Source organism: Microcoleus sp. AT8-B5, assembly GCF_036705565.1.
Lineage (GTDB): Bacteria > Cyanobacteriota > Cyanobacteriia > Cyanobacteriales > Microcoleaceae > Microcoleus.
Map to the genome: position 1 here is coordinate 95,262 of NZ_JAUBUY010000012.1, position 16,443 is coordinate 111,704.

The 16,443-nt window shown below is 47.2% G+C and carries 9 protein-coding genes; 5 read left to right on the plus strand and 4 right to left on the minus strand.

From position 1 onward, the window contains the following. Window positions 1-65: 65 nt before the first annotated feature. A complete protein-coding gene (dndD, locus tag QUB39_RS10850; RefSeq protein ID WP_333208487.1) occupies window positions 66-2,063 on the plus strand; it encodes a DNA sulfur modification protein DndD in 1,998 nt (665 codons plus the stop codon). Window positions 2,064-2,329: 266 nt separating this feature from the next. Further along, a complete protein-coding gene (gene dndE / locus QUB39_RS10855; RefSeq protein ID WP_015179042.1) occupies window positions 2,330-2,731 on the plus strand; it encodes a DNA sulfur modification protein DndE in 402 nt (133 codons plus the stop codon). 178 nt (window positions 2,732-2,909) lie between these two features. Here the strand turns inward: dndE and thiD are convergent, their stop codons facing one another. Next, window positions 2,910-3,719 (minus strand): bifunctional hydroxymethylpyrimidine kinase/phosphomethylpyrimidine kinase, encoded by an 810-nt coding sequence (thiD, locus tag QUB39_RS10860; RefSeq protein WP_333208454.1) that lies wholly within the window; start codon window positions 3,717-3,719, stop codon window positions 2,910-2,912. Window positions 3,720-3,871: 152 nt separating this feature from the next. On the opposite strand from thiD, the gene QUB39_RS10865 reads away from it, so the two are divergent. Beyond that, window positions 3,872-4,651, plus strand: a complete 780-nt coding sequence (locus tag QUB39_RS10865; RefSeq protein WP_333056123.1) for an MBL fold metallo-hydrolase — start codon at window positions 3,872-3,874, stop codon at window positions 4,649-4,651. A gap of 165 nt (window positions 4,652-4,816) precedes the next feature. On the opposite strand, the gene ftsZ is transcribed toward QUB39_RS10865, so the two are convergent. The 3 genes from ftsZ to QUB39_RS10880 form a co-directional block, all read right to left on the minus strand. Further along, window positions 4,817-6,091, minus strand: a complete 1,275-nt coding sequence (gene ftsZ / locus QUB39_RS10870; protein ID WP_333056121.1) for a cell division protein FtsZ — start codon at window positions 6,089-6,091, stop codon at window positions 4,817-4,819. Window positions 6,092-6,562: 471 nt separating this feature from the next. Next, window positions 6,563-7,663 (minus strand): transposase, encoded by a 1,101-nt coding sequence (locus QUB39_RS10875; RefSeq protein WP_333056120.1) that lies wholly within the window; start codon window positions 7,661-7,663, stop codon window positions 6,563-6,565. Between the two features lie 42 nt (window positions 7,664-7,705). After that, window positions 7,706-8,593: an FtsQ-type POTRA domain-containing protein gene (locus tag QUB39_RS10880; protein ID WP_333056119.1), complete on the minus strand. Its 888-nt coding sequence runs from the start codon at window positions 8,591-8,593 to the stop codon at window positions 7,706-7,708. Between the two features lie 337 nt (window positions 8,594-8,930). On the opposite strand from QUB39_RS10880, the gene QUB39_RS10885 reads away from it, so the two are divergent. Continuing rightward, a complete protein-coding gene (locus QUB39_RS10885) occupies window positions 8,931-10,262 on the plus strand; it encodes a P-loop NTPase fold protein (protein WP_333056118.1) in 1,332 nt (443 codons plus the stop codon). Between the two features lie 682 nt (window positions 10,263-10,944). Next, window positions 10,945-16,401 (plus strand): WD40 domain-containing protein, encoded by a 5,457-nt coding sequence (locus QUB39_RS10890; RefSeq protein WP_333485061.1) that lies wholly within the window; start codon window positions 10,945-10,947, stop codon window positions 16,399-16,401. The last annotated feature ends 42 nt before the right edge of the window (window positions 16,402-16,443 follow it).

Sequence of the window (16,443 nt, forward strand, 5' to 3'; positions counted from 1 at the left end):
ACCCCGGACTGTCGGATACACCGATCGCACCCACCAACTTTCATCCCATCTCAACAACATCTACAATGCAATTCCTCGAACTCGTCCTCAAAAACTTCGGCCCCTATGCAGGCACCCAAACCATCAATCTCCGCCCCGAAAAAGACGGAAATCCCTGCCCAGTCATTTTATTTGGCGGCATGAATGGCGGCGGCAAAACCACCCTCATGGACGGCATTCGCCTCGCCCTCTACGGTGGCCGCGCCCAATGTTCTACCAGAGGCAATTTAAGCTACAGCGACTTTCTCAATCAATGCGTCAACCGCCACACCCCCCCATTAGAAGATACCCGCGTCGAACTAACATTTGAACAAGTCCAAGATGACAAATTAGCTCAATTTAAAATAGTTAGATACTGGAAAAAATTAGATATCAAAGACACCTTAAGCATTCTCATATACAGCGAGATTGTCAGCGATTGGTGGTCGGACAAAGCAATTACTAACACTTGGGACGAATACATCGAAACCCTTTTGCCAGTTGGAATATCCAACCTATTTCTGTTTGACGGCGAACAAGTAAAAGAACTCGCCGAACTCGAAACACCGCCAGATTTTGTCGTCGGGGCGATTAAATCTCTTTTAGGTTTAGAATTAGCAGAACGCCTCGCCGTCGATTTAGAAATATTAGCCGGCCGCAAGCGGAAAGAAATTGCTGGCAAAAAAGACTTGGCTGCTTTAGAGAAAATCGAACAAACTTTTAAGGAAATTACCGATGAAATAGACTTAGCTAAGCAAGAACAAGCTAGCTTTAAAAACGAATTAGATAAAGCTCAAAAAAATCAGAAACAAGCATCAGACAAATTTATTTATCAAGGCGGGAAAATTGCCGCCGATCGCAGTCAGCTAGACAGCAAGCTAAATGACTACCGAAATAAGGCCGAAAAAACCCGTCAAACCATGATGGAATTGGCATCAAATACGCTACCACTAGCCCTAATTTCGCCCTTGCTAAGCGAAGCAAAAACTCAAGCCGAAACAGAAGCCAGCCAGCAGCAAGCAAAGATTGCCCAAAATCTTATCAAACAAAGAAGCGATCGCCTTCTAAACTATATCGCGGAAATCTCGTTAAATCCCCAACAGTTAGATAAAATTCAAGACTTCATCCGCCAAGAAAACCAAGAACTCGAACAGCAAGCCGGAACAGATGCCCCGCCCTGGATGAACGCCGACAACAACAGCATCCAGCAACTAGAAAATCTCCTTAGCTACCAAATCAAAGCCCAGCAAATTCTAGCCCGCGACCAAATAGAAGAAATCAAAAACATCGAATCAGAAATCGACTTCACAGACAGAGAACTCGCAGCCGCAGCTTCCCCCGAAGCCTACGAAAAACTAGAAGAAGAAGTCAGGAAAGCCCAAAAAGCAGTCGCTATCGCATCCGCCGCCTTGGAATCAGCCAACCGCCGCGTCGATGAATTAGAGAGAGAATTAGCCAAAAACCAAAAAGAACTAGAAAACTACAGCAGCGAATTCATCACCATCAGAAACAGCCAACACGTCATCGCTTCGATCGCCAAAGCCCAAGCCACCCTGAAACTCTTTAAAGAAAAACTTACCCTCAAAAAACTCAACAAACTCGAAATAGAAATTACCGACTGTTTCCGCTACCTGTTGCACAAAACTGACCTCGTGCACAGAGTTGCGATCGACACTCAAACATTTAGCCTCTCCATTTACGATCCAGAAGGCAAACCGGTACCCAAACACCGACTTTCTGCCGGGGAAAAACAATTGCTGGCGATCGCCTTTTTGTGGGGATTGGCTAGAGTATCCGGGAGACAATTGCCAGTGGCGATCGACACACCCTTGGGCCGCCTCGACTCCTCCCACAGAAACAACCTAGTGGAACGCTATTTTCCCTCAGCCAGCCACCAAGTCATCCTGCTTTCTACCGACACGGAAATTAGAAAAGTAGAATACGAAAAACTCCAAGAATTAGAGGCGATCGCCCACAGCTACCTCCTCAAATACGACTCCGCCAAACACCAAACCACCGTCGAAACTGGTTACTTCTGGGACTAAAAATTCGCGCAAAAAAATAGCCGCAACCCCCTTGACTTTGCTGGGGAGTTGCGGTAGTATATATATCATAATGGGATGGTTGCGAAAATTTTATTTTTGCCACCATCCCATTATTAAGGATAAATCCTACTAAAATAAGAATACCAAAAAAAACCGATTTAATCAAGTCGCGCCGTGTAAAAAAATGTTAATTATTTCGGGTTATCTAGAGGCTTTGCTTCCCCAACATTAACACTGTTTACAATATACCAAAAAATCTCAAACTCATGGAACCACCAGTCGATCGCATCCGCCTCTCCCAAACAGGCAAAGACCAACTATCAAAACTGAAACGATCGACAAAAATCGATCAGTGGAATATTCTATGCAGGTGGGGATTTTGCCGATCGCTCGCCGAGCCCAGCATCCCATCGCCAGTACCAATTCCCAGCGACAGCAACGTCGAATTAAGCTGGGATGTCTTCGGCGGCGATATGGCTGATATCCTGATAATGGCCCTCAAGCAGCGGTGTCACCAAGACAATTTAGGCACAGAAAAAGAAACTCTAGCGAAACAGTTTCGCCTGCACTTGCACCGAGGGATTGGTTATTTGGCGGGCGATCCAAATATTAAGAAAATTGAAGACTTGGTGGCGATCGCTCTTTCGCCTGAAAAATTAAGAAATTAACTGATTTTTGACTGTTGGCGGTTCACTCATGTGATTGGTTATATCAATTCCGGTTGGATCGGAATGATTTAACCGCAGAGTACGCAGAGAACACAGAGGAAGAGAAGAGAGAGGAATAATTTTGATGAATCGTGGATTTGATATTATTAGCAGACTCCAACAAGTAACAAATAACTTATTACTTCTGTAACAGGGGGAAAAAATGACCTACTGGGCCTTGGCCTTCCCCAATATCCAAAGCATATTTGAGAGCAGTAGTAACATAATTCTTAGCTAATGTCACCGCTGTAAACAAATCTTTCCCCAAAGCCAAATTAGCAGCGATCGCAGCACTCAAAGTACAACCAGTCCCGTGAGTATTCCCAGTATCAACATTCTCAGTCTTCAACACATCCAAGCGCGTACCATCAAACCAAACATCAATCCCCCGCAAATCTCCCGCCATCCCGCCGCCTTTCACCAAAACAGCTTTCGCACCCAAACGATAAATCTGCTGCGCCGCCGATCGCATATCGTCTAGAGAAACAATCTCCAAACCGCTCAAAATCTGAGCCTCAAACCGATTCGGAGTCACGACAGCAGCCATTGGAATCAAAACATCCCGCAAAAACGCGATCGCCCCCTCATCAATCAATCGATCGCCCGATCGTGAAACCATCACCGGATCGACAACCAAATTCCCTATTCGCAAAGCTTCCACCTGTGAAGCCACCGCCACCATAATTTCCCGATTCAGCAGCATCCCAGTTTTCACAGCCTGCACCCCAATATCCCCAACCACCGCCTCAATTTGAGCGGCCACAGCCTCCGCAGACAAAGCATCAACTCGCATCACCCCCAAAGTATTTTGAGCCGTCACGCAAGTCAAAGCACTTGTACCGTGCACACAGTGAAACGCAAAAGTCCGCAAATCCGCCTGAATCCCCGCCCCGCCGCCACTATCAGAACCCGCCACAGTCAAAGCCACAGGAATCTTCGATTTAATCATCTTTTTTCAACCGCCGATAAACACAGACACATCCCAATAATATCTGGGTTCCCCGTGGCACGGGCGTCCCGCCTGTGCTTCCGAAGGGCTTAAAATTCCCAAACAAAATTAGCTATGATTAAACCAATTGTAAAGAATTATTGCAAACAACCGTGAAAATCACCCGAATCGACCTCAACTCTTGGATATTCCACATCGCCGGTCAAACCATCCTCGTAGATCCCTGGCTGGTCGATCCCCTCGTATTTTACGGTCAACCCTGGCTGTTCACCGCCTACCACAACACCCCCGTCGCCTTCACTCCCAGCAGCTTACCGCCGATCGACCTCATCCTAATTTCCCAAGGATTAGACGACCACTGTCACAAACAAACACTCCAACAACTCGATCGCACAATTCCCGCGATCGCCTCACCCACCGCCGCCAAAGTCCTCAGCAGTTTAGGCTACACTAATATCACATCTTTAGCAAATTGGCAAGAGTTAAATTTTAAAGAAAAGTTACAAATTACTGCCGTACCCGGAGCCGAAATCGGGCCCGGACAAGAAGAAAACGGCTATTTGCTCAAAGATTTAAGCAGCGGCGAGACACTTTATTACGAACCGCACCTGCCGCCATTAGACAAAGTTAAACAGAAAATAGACACAGTAGACGTAGCGATCGCCCCAGTCATCGGTCAAATCTTCCCATTCCTCGGACAAGTCATCATCGGGCCTTCGGAAGCCCTCAAGCTCGCCCAAACTCTCAAACCTCGGTTTTTTCTGCCTACAGCGACGGGAGACATCCGAGCCACAGGCATTTTACCAATGTTAGTGCGATCGATCGGCAGCATCCCCGAATTTCGCGATTTACTAGCAAAATCCGGCCTCTCCACCCAACTCCTCGAACCCGAACCAGGCCAAACCCTGGAAATTTTAGATTTTAGATTTTAGATTTTAGATTTTTTAGATTTTAGATTTTAGATGCTCGATATTTTCGATTTTTTAGATGGGAGATTGGAGATTCAATATTGCCAAATCCCCAATCGCCAAATCCCCAATCGCCAAATCCCCAATCGCCAAATCCCCAATCTAAAATCTAAAATCTAAAATCTAAAATCATCTTGGCGGACGACGGTTACGCAAAAACTCAGGAATATCCAATCCCAAATCCTGCGGCGGTTTCGCTTTCGGATCGGGCGTCTGTTGAGCAGGAGTCACCGGAACAGTTGCAGCCCGCCAAGGAGCATTAACATTTTGCGTGCGCCCCGGAGGCGGAGGCGACGCAACTTCCCCCGAAAAACCAGTAGCGATCACAGTAATCTTAATTTCGCCCTGAAGCCGCTCGTCAATCACCGCTCCAAAAATAATATTGGCATTCGGATCGACAACCTCGTAAATCGTCTCAGCCGCCGCATTCACCTCGTGCAGCGTCATGTCAGTACCGCCAGTGATGTTAAACACCACACCTCTAGCGCCCTCAATAGACGAAGCTTCCAGCAGAGGCGAAGAAATAGCCTGCATCGCCGCCTCCCTAGCCCGCGACTTGCCAGAACCCACGCCAATGCCCATCAAAGCCGAACCCGCATCCGCCATTACTGCCCGCACGTCAGCAAAGTCAACATTCACCAAACCGGGAATAGTAATAATGTCAGAAATACCCTGAACCCCTTGGCGCAGGATATCGTCAGCAACTCGAAAAGCCTCTTGTACCGGCATTTGTTCCGAAATCACAGACAGCAGCTTGTCGTTAGGAATTACGATCAGCGTATCCACCCGAGTTTGCAAAGCCGCGATTCCTTCCTCAGCTTGGCTGGTGCGCCGCCGTCCCTCAAACGTAAAAGGCCGCGTTACTATGCCCACAGTTAAGGCGCCCATTTCCTTAGCGACCTCAGCCACGATCGGAGCCGCGCCCGTGCCCGTACCACCGCCCATACCGGCCGTGATAAATACCAAATCCGCATGATTCAGAGCATTAGCAACTTCATCGCGGGATTCCTCCGCAGCCTTTTGACCGATCGCCGGATTGCCCCCCGCGCCCAAACCGCGCGTCAACTTCTGTCCGACTTGCAAGCGTTTCGGAGCATTTGAGAGAACCAGAGCTTGGGAATCTGTATTCACGCACCAAAACTCGACACCAGAAACCTCGCTAGCAATCATCCGGTTAACGGCGTTGCCCCCACCACCGCCGACGCCAATTACTTTGATTTTGGCGGCACTGCTGGGCATTATGTCTTTGGGATTGACCATAGGATCGATATCAATACTATCTACATTTACATAACCAGACTTGCGTCTAAAGGGATTGGCGGAATCTGCTGCCACCGGAAAATTTTTTACTTCTTCCGAAGGGGGACTGTCTTGGTCAGACCCCTGTCTATTATTAAGCTTCATTAGAGTCGGGGATGGTAGATTAGAGCTTGTTAACTAAACGCCAATTCACAATCAACTATAGGCTAAGTTGCGCGAAAAACTAACACAGATCGATGCTTAATGTTAGCAATCTCGGATTTGGCCGACCTCGCTAGCCCAGACCTCGCTTGACGCCATCCAGGTACTTGACCGGATTAAGGCAGTTGTAAGCTGCGTCAGAAGGAAAAAAATGGATACTAGGCCCAGACGCGGAGCGCTATCCAAAAACTGTGCTGATTTGAAGCCCTATCGATCCTGATGGGCAAAAATTCTGCCTGTCGATCGATACCTTCTACCTTCTGTTGACAGAGGATCAATTCTGGGCGCGAGTGGGTGCGGGAGTGGAACTCTGCTTTGTCAAACTTACCCAAACTTTGCTAAAGCCACCTTTAGCTGCAATTCGGAGTTGACTTCCTGCGCTGTTGGGTGGTCGGCCATCCCAAGATAAGCAGGCTATCCCCCAATAGCCTTGGGTTCCCAATTTAAAATATTTAAACTGGCATTGAGATCGCGATCTATTGAGGAGCCACAAGCAGGACAATCATAAGTCCGAACGCTTAGTGGCATATCTTTTTTATGCCCGCAATTCGCACAAGTCTTAGAACTGGGGAACCATCGATCTACCAGCACTAAATTCGCTCCATACATTTTGCACTTATAATTTAGCTGCCCCCTGAATTCGTAAAACCCTAAGTCGGATATTGCCCCAGCCAACTTGTGATTTGCCATTATTCCGCTTACGTTCAAGTCTTCTATATTGATTGACTTGAAAGTTTTAGCTAAATAAGTCGTTAACTTTTGAAGGAAATCTTTGCGAATGCAAGCTATTCGTGCGTGAAGTCTGCCGAGCTTGTTGTAAGTTTTGCGCTGATTGTTTGAGGCTTTTATTTGTCTTGATGCCTTGCGCTGCAACCGTGCAAGCTTGGTTTTCGCTTGCTTTAATGGCTTTGGTGCATCAAACACTTGACTGTTTGACAGGGTAGCAAAATATTTAATACCCACGTCAATCCCTACAGAGCTTTCGGGTTGTTGAATTGGTAAAAGTTCCGCATCAACACAGAAAGAGACGAACCAGCGATTTCCTTCTTGTGAAATGGTAAAAGTTTGAGAGACAAAACCGCATTCCAGTGGCTCGTGAAGTCGAAAAGTTCCCTGCGTGGGAATCTTAATGGTGTTGCCAGCAGTTAGTAAAACTTTTCCATTAGACGAATCAACCGTGAATGATTGCCCATCCCGGCGGCTGGCAAATTTCGGATGATCGGCTTTTCCCAAGCGATACCGACTGAACGCATCTTTCAAGTCAATCAAAGCGTTTTGGTAAACACGAGAAGACAACTGGTTCATCCAAGCGCATTCAGGTTGTTTCTTGACGTGGTTGGTGAGAACTTTCTTGACTTCGTTGATGACCTTTGAGTCTGAAAAATTGCCCTCACCGTACATTTGGACTCGCAAGCTCAATCCCATGTTAAATACTACACGCCGGAATCCTGCGTGTTTTGCCATCAAGGTTGCTTCCCTATTATTCAATTTGAGCGCTCGCTTGACGGCAAACATGGAAATTCCTCTCAACAATCAACTTTAGATAAGTTTAGCAAACTATTTAGCAATTAAGTCCGACTCCAAACTGCCGGGGAGTTGTGGCAAATGGACGATCGGCTCCGCAGGATTTTTTAAGTCAATGTAGGCTATGAGGCTTGAATCTATCTGTTTTGGCAATTGTCGCATTCGGTCTAAGACCTTAAGTTGCTCCGCAGTCTTGGAACTGTACGGCCCTAAGTGTACGGTACCGATCTCTGTTTTCAAGATCAAGTTGTTCGGGTTTTGCCAATTAATCTCAAACACTTTCACCGTCAAGGCGCTGAGTCCTTGGTAAAACTTCGGCCAAGACGCGCGATACTGTTCCAAAGGCCCGATGACTTTTAAAGTTGGCAAAGAACGCTGAGGCGGAGGTCCCGCAATGCTGCCGGGCCCGATCGAACTATTGTGCGATCGTACAGCAGTATAACTATCCGACGGCATCCAACCTCCGCGAGCGTCCAGCCACCCCACTTTTTCCTTGTCACTGTTCGATCTCAACACCGCCGTCGGCTGCGCCACCGCCACGGGCAAGCGTTCTGCCACTTCTATAGTCAAACTCGGTGGAAACAAGTTACGAGTCACCTTCGCTTTGGCGATCGGCCCGGTGGACTCCAGCTTTTGGGCCAGGGCCTGCGGTTGAATCCCCCACAGCGACTGCGGGTAAGACAGCGGCACTAAAGACCGCACCGCCTTATCCGATAGCCACTGATTGCCCTCCACCTTCACTTGTTCCGATCGGGCAATCAACCAAGCCGGCTGAGCAATCCACCACAACAAACCTCCAGCCATTGCGCTTGCTGCCAGCATTTGCCACACCACAGCCGCCAATCGAGCGCGACGGATCTGCCGCAACTTTTGGCGCCTGCGCCCTAACTCTGTTTGAGAAACCGCTCCAAAACTAGCCATCTACCTCTTGACAATATAGTAATTAACGATTAGCACAAATTCAAAACTGTTTAATCTTTCTCTCTCGAACCCTGTTTTCCCCTACCATTTAACCAGATATCCGCAAATTTACCCATCCTCCGGGCAATATCAGTAATATCACTGATCCCGCTAAGTAATAAAAAATTATTAATTAAAAATTCCCAATTCCAGCGCCGGGAAAACCCCTTACCAGCTCAAGGTTCTTTGGGTATTTAGGGCATTACCCCACAGGGCAAAAGGTTACAAATCAAACTAAACTCAAGTAAAGAAAGTTTAGACTTTCGATTAACTTTTTAACTTTTATTCGGCTTCAATTGTGATCGCACTCGAATTAGACAGATTCTATAAAGCCTGCAACCCCAGCAAGACCCTTGTTGCGGGAGACCCAGGGGATTATCAATACTACATTGATTTTGGTTCCGTGCGTGGCGGCAAAATCATTGAATCTTTACAGCGAACCATTACCCGCATCTCCCCCAATGAGCCAACCTGTCAGCTATTTACAGGGCATATCGGGTGTGGCAAATCTACGGAATTGTTTCGACTAAAAGCTGAGTTAGAGCAAGAGGGTTTTTGCGTCGTCTACTTCGAGTCTTCCCAAGACTTAGACATGGGGGATGTAGATATCAGCGATATTTTGCTGAGCATTGCCCGCCAAGTTAGCGAAACTATGGAATCGGCTAAAATTAAACTCAGACCGAGCTATTTTACCAATCTGTTTGCAGAAGTGGCAGAATTTTTGCAGACTCCCATAGATTTGTCAGCGGAAGCCGAGTTATCTGTAGGCATTGCTAGAGTGACTGCTAAAACTAAAGACTCTCCCAAACTGCGATCGCAACTCAGGCAATATCTCGAACCCCGCACCAACAGCATCTTGCAGTCGATCAACGAAGAACTCCTCAACAAAGCTAACGCCGAACTCAAGCAGCAAGGTAAAAAAGGGCTCGCAGTCATCGTTGACAACCTCGATCGCCTCGACGCCTCCCTCAAACCCAGCGGACGCACACAGCCAGAATACCTGTTTTTAGACCGGGGCGAACAGTTGAAAAAACTTAATTGCCATGTTGTCTACACGATTCCCTTGACTTTGATTTTTTCCAACGACTTCGGCCGCCTCGCCAGTCGATTTGGAGTCAAGCCCAAGGTGATGCCCATGGTACCAGTGCAAGTGCGATCGGGCGAAGACCACCTCGAAGGAATGGCACTGCTGCGCCAGCTAGTATTAGCCAGAGCTTTCCCCGCAGTTGCTCCCCATCAACGCATTGATTTGATTTCCCAGGTGTTTGACTCTCCCGAAACTTTAGACAGGCTTTGTCGGATTAGTGGCGGTCATGTTCGCAATCTACTGATGCTTTTGTATAGCTGTTTGCAGCACGAAGACCCTCCCTTCTCTCGCGAATGCCTCGAAAGCGTCATTCAAGAATATCGCGATGACCTTTTGGGAGCCATCAATGACATGGAATGGGAATTACTGTTTCAAGTTGTCAACCGACAAAGTGTAACAGGCGAAGAAGAGTCTCAAATTTTGTTGCGAAGTATGTTTGTCTTTGAATACCGCGATCAAGAAGGTCGTTGGTTTGGGATTAATCCAGCCCTAGCAGAAACCCGAAAATATAAGGAGTGGCTGCAGCGCAGTGAGCCAAAATAGTTGGGATTTTTGAGATAGCTTCGTGACTCTAAAAACCCTTAAATACGAGGGATTTAGAAAGAATTTAACTAAAAATTCATCGCTCAAAACTCCGAAATCTTACCATCCAATACAGAAATCAGTCAGCGGTTTTTTCCACTGGCTAATTTCTGTTGAATGCTGGCTATAGGCGGTGTATTTTATTGTCCTGTAAAACTTTGCCACCACTAAGGACTTTGCCCACTCTCAACTCTCATATCTGCAATGTCAGACCCCCTATGTCTGTTTTTAGCTGTTGCTCTTAATTTCACATAATCCCATACCGGAGTACATTTTTTTTGCTGTTATGCTAAATGCCTGCTACAGATATATCGAAGTTGTTTACTAATAGCTAGCCGTCGGTATGATCGTGAACTAAGCACTTGGCTATTTATGATCTGTAGTCCTTTATATATCGCTTAATCAAAAAATCTAAGATAACCTTAAATTTTTATTCGCAAGTCTAGCATTCTCTGAGATTGAGAGGTATGATATCTTTACATTGGATCTAATAAATATGTAAGTATTGATAGGACAAGTACGGAAAACTACGTATTTATACAGAGATAAAGCGTCAGACAGAGACGGGGATGTCTAAGTAGAGACGCTTTCAGTCACGATTGGCGAGCGTTAGGTAATTGATTAATGCAAAAGAGGTGCACGCATGACCGATCTAATTAAGGTACAAGAAACTGCAAACTACAACGAGCGCTCGCTCAAAACTCTGGTCAGGTCAATCACAATGTCTCAACACCAATTCTCGCTAATTTTGGTGCGCTGCAACTACGAGCAGTTGCGGCAGCAAATAGCGCAGCGGCTGCGAGAAGTGTCCCCAGTTCCAATTCAAGATATCGTCCTGCCAGCTTCAGTCAAAACCCTCTACACTACCCTGCTCTCAAGCTCTTTCCAGGAGGGGTACTCGCCTGTGGATGCCGCCTCGGCTTTGATGGTATTCGGTTTAGAAACAGTAGTAGCGATCGACGAACTGATGGCTTCTACCAATCAAGTGCGAGACGAATTTCGCAAAAATTTTTCCTGCCCAGTGATCTTGTGGGTAACAGATGATATCGTCACCAAAATGATTCGTCTGGCCCCGGATTTCAAAAGTTGGGCCGCCGCCACAATTAAATTTGAAATGGGCGTTGACGAATTAATTAATTTCCTCGCTAGGCGGGCTGATACTATATTTAAAATAGGCGAACTCCATCAAGAACTCGCCAGCAGCAACCTCAGCACCATCACTAATTGTGAGACCTGCGAAACCCCGTCCGAAAAACGCGGCCTGGAGCGCGAAATCAGCCCCGGAGAACGCTTTCTAACTTTTAACTCACGGCCCCAAAACCGACGACAATCAGATATCCACTCCTATTCGCCATTGAGTCCCGGCAATACCTTCGATTTGGCGATCGGCTCTTTGCCACGCCGAGAACTAGAATTAGCTTTAAGAGATTTACAAAATCGCGGTGAAGAATTAGAACCCGCCCTCAAAGCCAGCCTGGAATTCGTTCTCGGTAGAGATTACTATGTCAGCGACCAAACCGAAACTGCCTTAATTCATTACCAAGAAAGTTTAGTATTTTGGCAGCAGCAAACCGGCAACTTGGAACATTCCGAAAACCCAGAAACCTTCTCCTCCTTGTCGAATCCTGTCCCCAAAATTTTATTTTTAGAGAGAGAAGGCATAGTGCTGTTTCACATAGCCCTGTGTCACCGCTTGCAAGCAGCCAGAAACCCGGTAGCCAACCGCCAGCACTGGGAACAAGCTTGGATTAGCCTGGAAAAATCTAGAAACGCTTTCTCCCTTGCCTCACGCCCGGAATTGGTAGCTGAGGTGACAGCACACCTCGGAGAAGTGCTGCAGCGCTTGAAAGCTTGGGGAGAGTTGCAAGCATTAGCTGAAAATTCTTTGCAGTTGCACTTCACTTACGGTACTCCCAGCCAACTAGCTCAAGATTACGGCTTTTTGGCTGAAGTTGCCCTGCAAGAGTCGAGGTGGAGTCAAGCCCGCCAGCTAGCCGAGTTGGCTTTGGCGATTTTGGATCAAACGCCTAATGATTTGAGATTGCTGATTGAAGATTTGAGATTGGGGTTTGAGGGAAATTATCCAGAATTTGTGGGCCCTAACGAGTTAAGTAACGAACCCAAATCTAAAATCCAACATCCTAAATCCGACAGGAGTTCGTATCTTTTACTTTTAGCCCGAAGTTTGCGACAGCTAGGGCAGTGGGAAGCGGCGGTTCATTCTTTGGAGTTGGCTCAATCTCAAAGCGAGCCGAAGTACGACCCCCGACTTTACATCGATATTTTGACGGAATTGCAAGCGGTTTATTTCGAGCAGGGAGAGTATCTTAAAGCGTTTCGGATTAAAAAAACCCAGCGTTCGATCGAATATCAATACGGATTTAGAGCTTTTATTGGAGCCAGCCAATTGCAGCAGCAGCGCCAAGCAGTCAATCCTTCAGGCCCCTCAGCTCAAAACCAAGCTGCCATTGCAGCCTCCATGACGGCTTATTCGCGCCAAACAGATATCAATAGCTTGCTAGAAAGAATTAGCAGGGACGACCATAAATTAACTATTATTCACGGGCCCAGCGGAGTCGGGAAAAGTTCTCTAGTCAATGCAGGCTTAGTACCAGCTTTGAAAAATATTACTCCGGGTGCGCGGGATACATTGCCCGTAGTAGTCAAAGTTTACACCGACTGGCTGGTGGAGTTAGAAAATGCTTTGAACAGCGCACTGTACGACAAACAAGCCGAAGAGGAAAGTAAATTAATCTCGAAAGGAGTACAGGAAATCCACAAAAGAAGTTGCTCGGTTATTCCTGCTCGCAGCTCGGAAGTCTCTTCTTTTATTATAGAACAGTTGCGCGAAAATGCCACAAATAATTTGTTAACTGTGCTGATTTTCGATCAATTTGAAGAGTTTTTCTTTGTTTCAACTTCTGTGGCACAAAGACAACTTTTTTATAATTTTTTGCGTTTGTTTTTGAACTTGCCTTATGTCAAGATAATTCTGTGCTTGCGCGAAGATTATTTGCACTACTTACTAGATTGCGATCGCTTCCCAAATCTTGATGCTATTAACAATAATATTCTCGACAAAAGCATCCGCTACCAACTGCGGAGTTTTTCTATCAAAGACGCGCGGGCTGTCATTGGACACTTAACAGAACGGGCGGAATTTTATTTAGAGCCGGCACTGATCGATGCCTTCGTAGAAGATTTAGCAGACGAACTGCAAGAAGTGCGACCAATTGAATTGCAGGTAGTAGGAGCGCAACTGCAAGAAGAAGATATTACCAGTCTAGCACAATACCAGCAATTGGGGGACAATCCCAAAGCGGAATTAGTGAAACGATCGCTCGAAAGAGTCATCTCTGACTGCGGGCCCGTTAACGAAGACGCAGCTTGGAAAATCTTGTTTTCCCTGACAGATGAAAGAGGCGTAAGACTGATAAAAACCAAACACGAACTCTCGTTAGTTACAGGCCCGCAGCCAGCCGATGCCCGCGAAACCGAATTATCGGCGATCGGCAGAAACCGAATTTCCCTACCGCGACAGTTCGCTGCATACCCTGAAAGCCGACCCAAGAAAACCGACAACCTGGACTTAATTTTAGACATTTTAGTTGGTCACGGTTTGCTATTTTTGCTACGGGAAGCGCCCGAAGACCGCTATCAATTGGTACACGACTATTTAGTGCGACCGATTCGCCAAAGATTCGGCTTAGAAGCGAGACTCCACAAAGCAGAAGCGGACAAAAAGATGAGTCAAGCACAGCTCTACCGAGCCAATACTTTTCTCAAACAACTGCTGGGAGTAGCAGTGATCGGCGTCATGCTGCTCACCAGTTCCACCATCGCAGCCGTAAATTTTTGGTGGCGGGCCGTGGGTCAAAAACAGCTAGCTGTCGCTCAAACTCAGCGAGCCGAAATCAGTACCCTGACAGCAGCTTCGGAAGCACTTTATTTCTCAAATAACAAATTTGACGCCATGATGGAAAGTTTGAGAGCTGGTAAAAAGTGGAAACAGATCGAACACTCCCAACAAATGTATACTCTCAAAGACACCGAAATCCTGATTTCTGCAGCCCTCCAGCAGGCAGTTTATGGAGTCAAAGAACGCAACCGCTTGGAAGGACACGGCGATGTAGTTTGGGGTCTTAGCTTCAGTCCAGACGGCGAGACAATAGCTTCTTCCAGTGTAGATAAAACCGTCAAACTTTGGCGGCGCGACGGCAGTTTGCTGGCAACTTTCAAAGACCACACTAACAGTGTCTCCTGTGTCGCGTTCAGTCCCGACAACAAAACCATAGCGTCGGCAAGTTTAGATAAAACTGTCAAAATTTGGCAAACTGACGGCCGTTTGTTAGCTACTTTCAAAGGGCATACTAATAGCGTTACCAGCGTTGCTTTTAGTTCTGACGGTCAAACGATCGCCACTGGCTCTACTGATAAAACTATCAAACTTTGGAAAACCGACGGCACGCTGCTGCGAACGATCGAACAATTTGCTCCCGTAAATTGGCTAAGCTTCAGCCGCGACGGCAAAATAATCGCTGTGGCGAGCGATGACGGTAGTGTGAAACTGTGGAGTTCTGACGGTAAGTTAATCGCTAATTTATGGCACAGCGAAAACAGACAACCCTCGAAAATTTACACCGTCAGTTTCTCCCCCGATGGTGAAACGATCGCCAGTGCGGGTGAAGATAAAACGGTGAAAATCTGGAGCATCGCTGCACTCAAACACCCACCAACAGAAAATTCCACACAAGCCAAAAAAGGTGAACTGCTAACAACTTTGCGGGGACACAGCAAGTGGGTATTTGGTGTCAGTTTCTCTCCCGACGGTCAAACACTTGCTTCTGGAAGTGCAGACGGGACTGTCAAACTCTGGAATCTTGCTGGTGTTGGCGACAAACGCCCAACCGATGCTAGCAACATTAAACCAGAGAGTCGCTTACTGAGAACTTTTGAGGGACACGCCGATCGAGTTACTCAGGTGAGTTTTAGCCCGGAAGGCAAAACCTTGGCTTCGGCAAGTTTTGACAAAACTATCAGGCTGTGGCGACTCGATGACGTGCCGCTCAAAACCCTCGACGGACACCAAAACCGGGTGCAAGGCGTTACTTTTAGCCCCGACGGCCAAAGGCTGGCTTCTGCTTCTACGGACAACACTATCAAACTCTGGAGCCGCACGGGAGTTTTGCTGGAAACCTTGGAAGGACACACTCAGAGAGTCGCCAGCGTCAGTTTCAGCCCCGACGGCCAGCTACTTGCTTCTGGGAGTTACGACAAAACGGTGAAAGTCTGGAGTTTGACAGAAGATGGCATGAATAATATTCTCCCTTGTCCTTCGGCTCCGCTATTCCCGTGTTCGCCTTCTGTGCTGTTGACTCTCGACGGCCACGCCGACAGCGTGATGAGCGTGAGCTTTAGCCCCGACAGCGAGGTTCTGGCAACGGCTAGCAAGGATAAGACTGTGAAACTCTGGACTAGAAACGGCAGGCTGATTAAGACTTTGACGGGACACACAGGCTGGGTGACTGGGGTGACTTTCAGTCCCGACGGCTCGATGCTGGCTTCTGCAAGCGATGATGGTACTCTCAAACTCTGGAATCGGGACGGTCGTTTGCTAAGAACGTTTGAAGGAGCTCACAACAGTTTTGTGTTGGGGGTTGCTTTTAGCCCTGATGGCAAAATGCTGGCTTCGGCTGGTTACGACAATTCGGTGAAATTGTGGAAGGTAGATGGGACTTTGGTGGCGACGCTGCTGAAGGGTTCTAGCGACAGCGTGACTAGCGTTGCTTTTAGCCCGGATGGTTTGTTGGTGGCTTCGGGTAGTTACGATCATAAGGTGAAACTGTGGAGTCGCAGCGGGACTTTGCTGAAAACTTTGACGGGTCACAAGGATAGTGTGATGAGTGTGAGTTTTAGCCCGGATGGGAAGGTTCTGGCTTCTGCGGGCCGGGATAATCGGGTGATTTTGTGGAATTTGGATCTTGACGATTTGCTGGTGAGGGGCTGTGACTGGGTGGGAGATTATTTGAGGACTAATCCTAATGTGAGCGATCACGATCGGCGTCTCTGCGACGGGGTGGTGGCAAAACCTCAGTTTTAGCTATTTGATTGTTGGCGGTTGACGGTTACAAATTAAGGATTA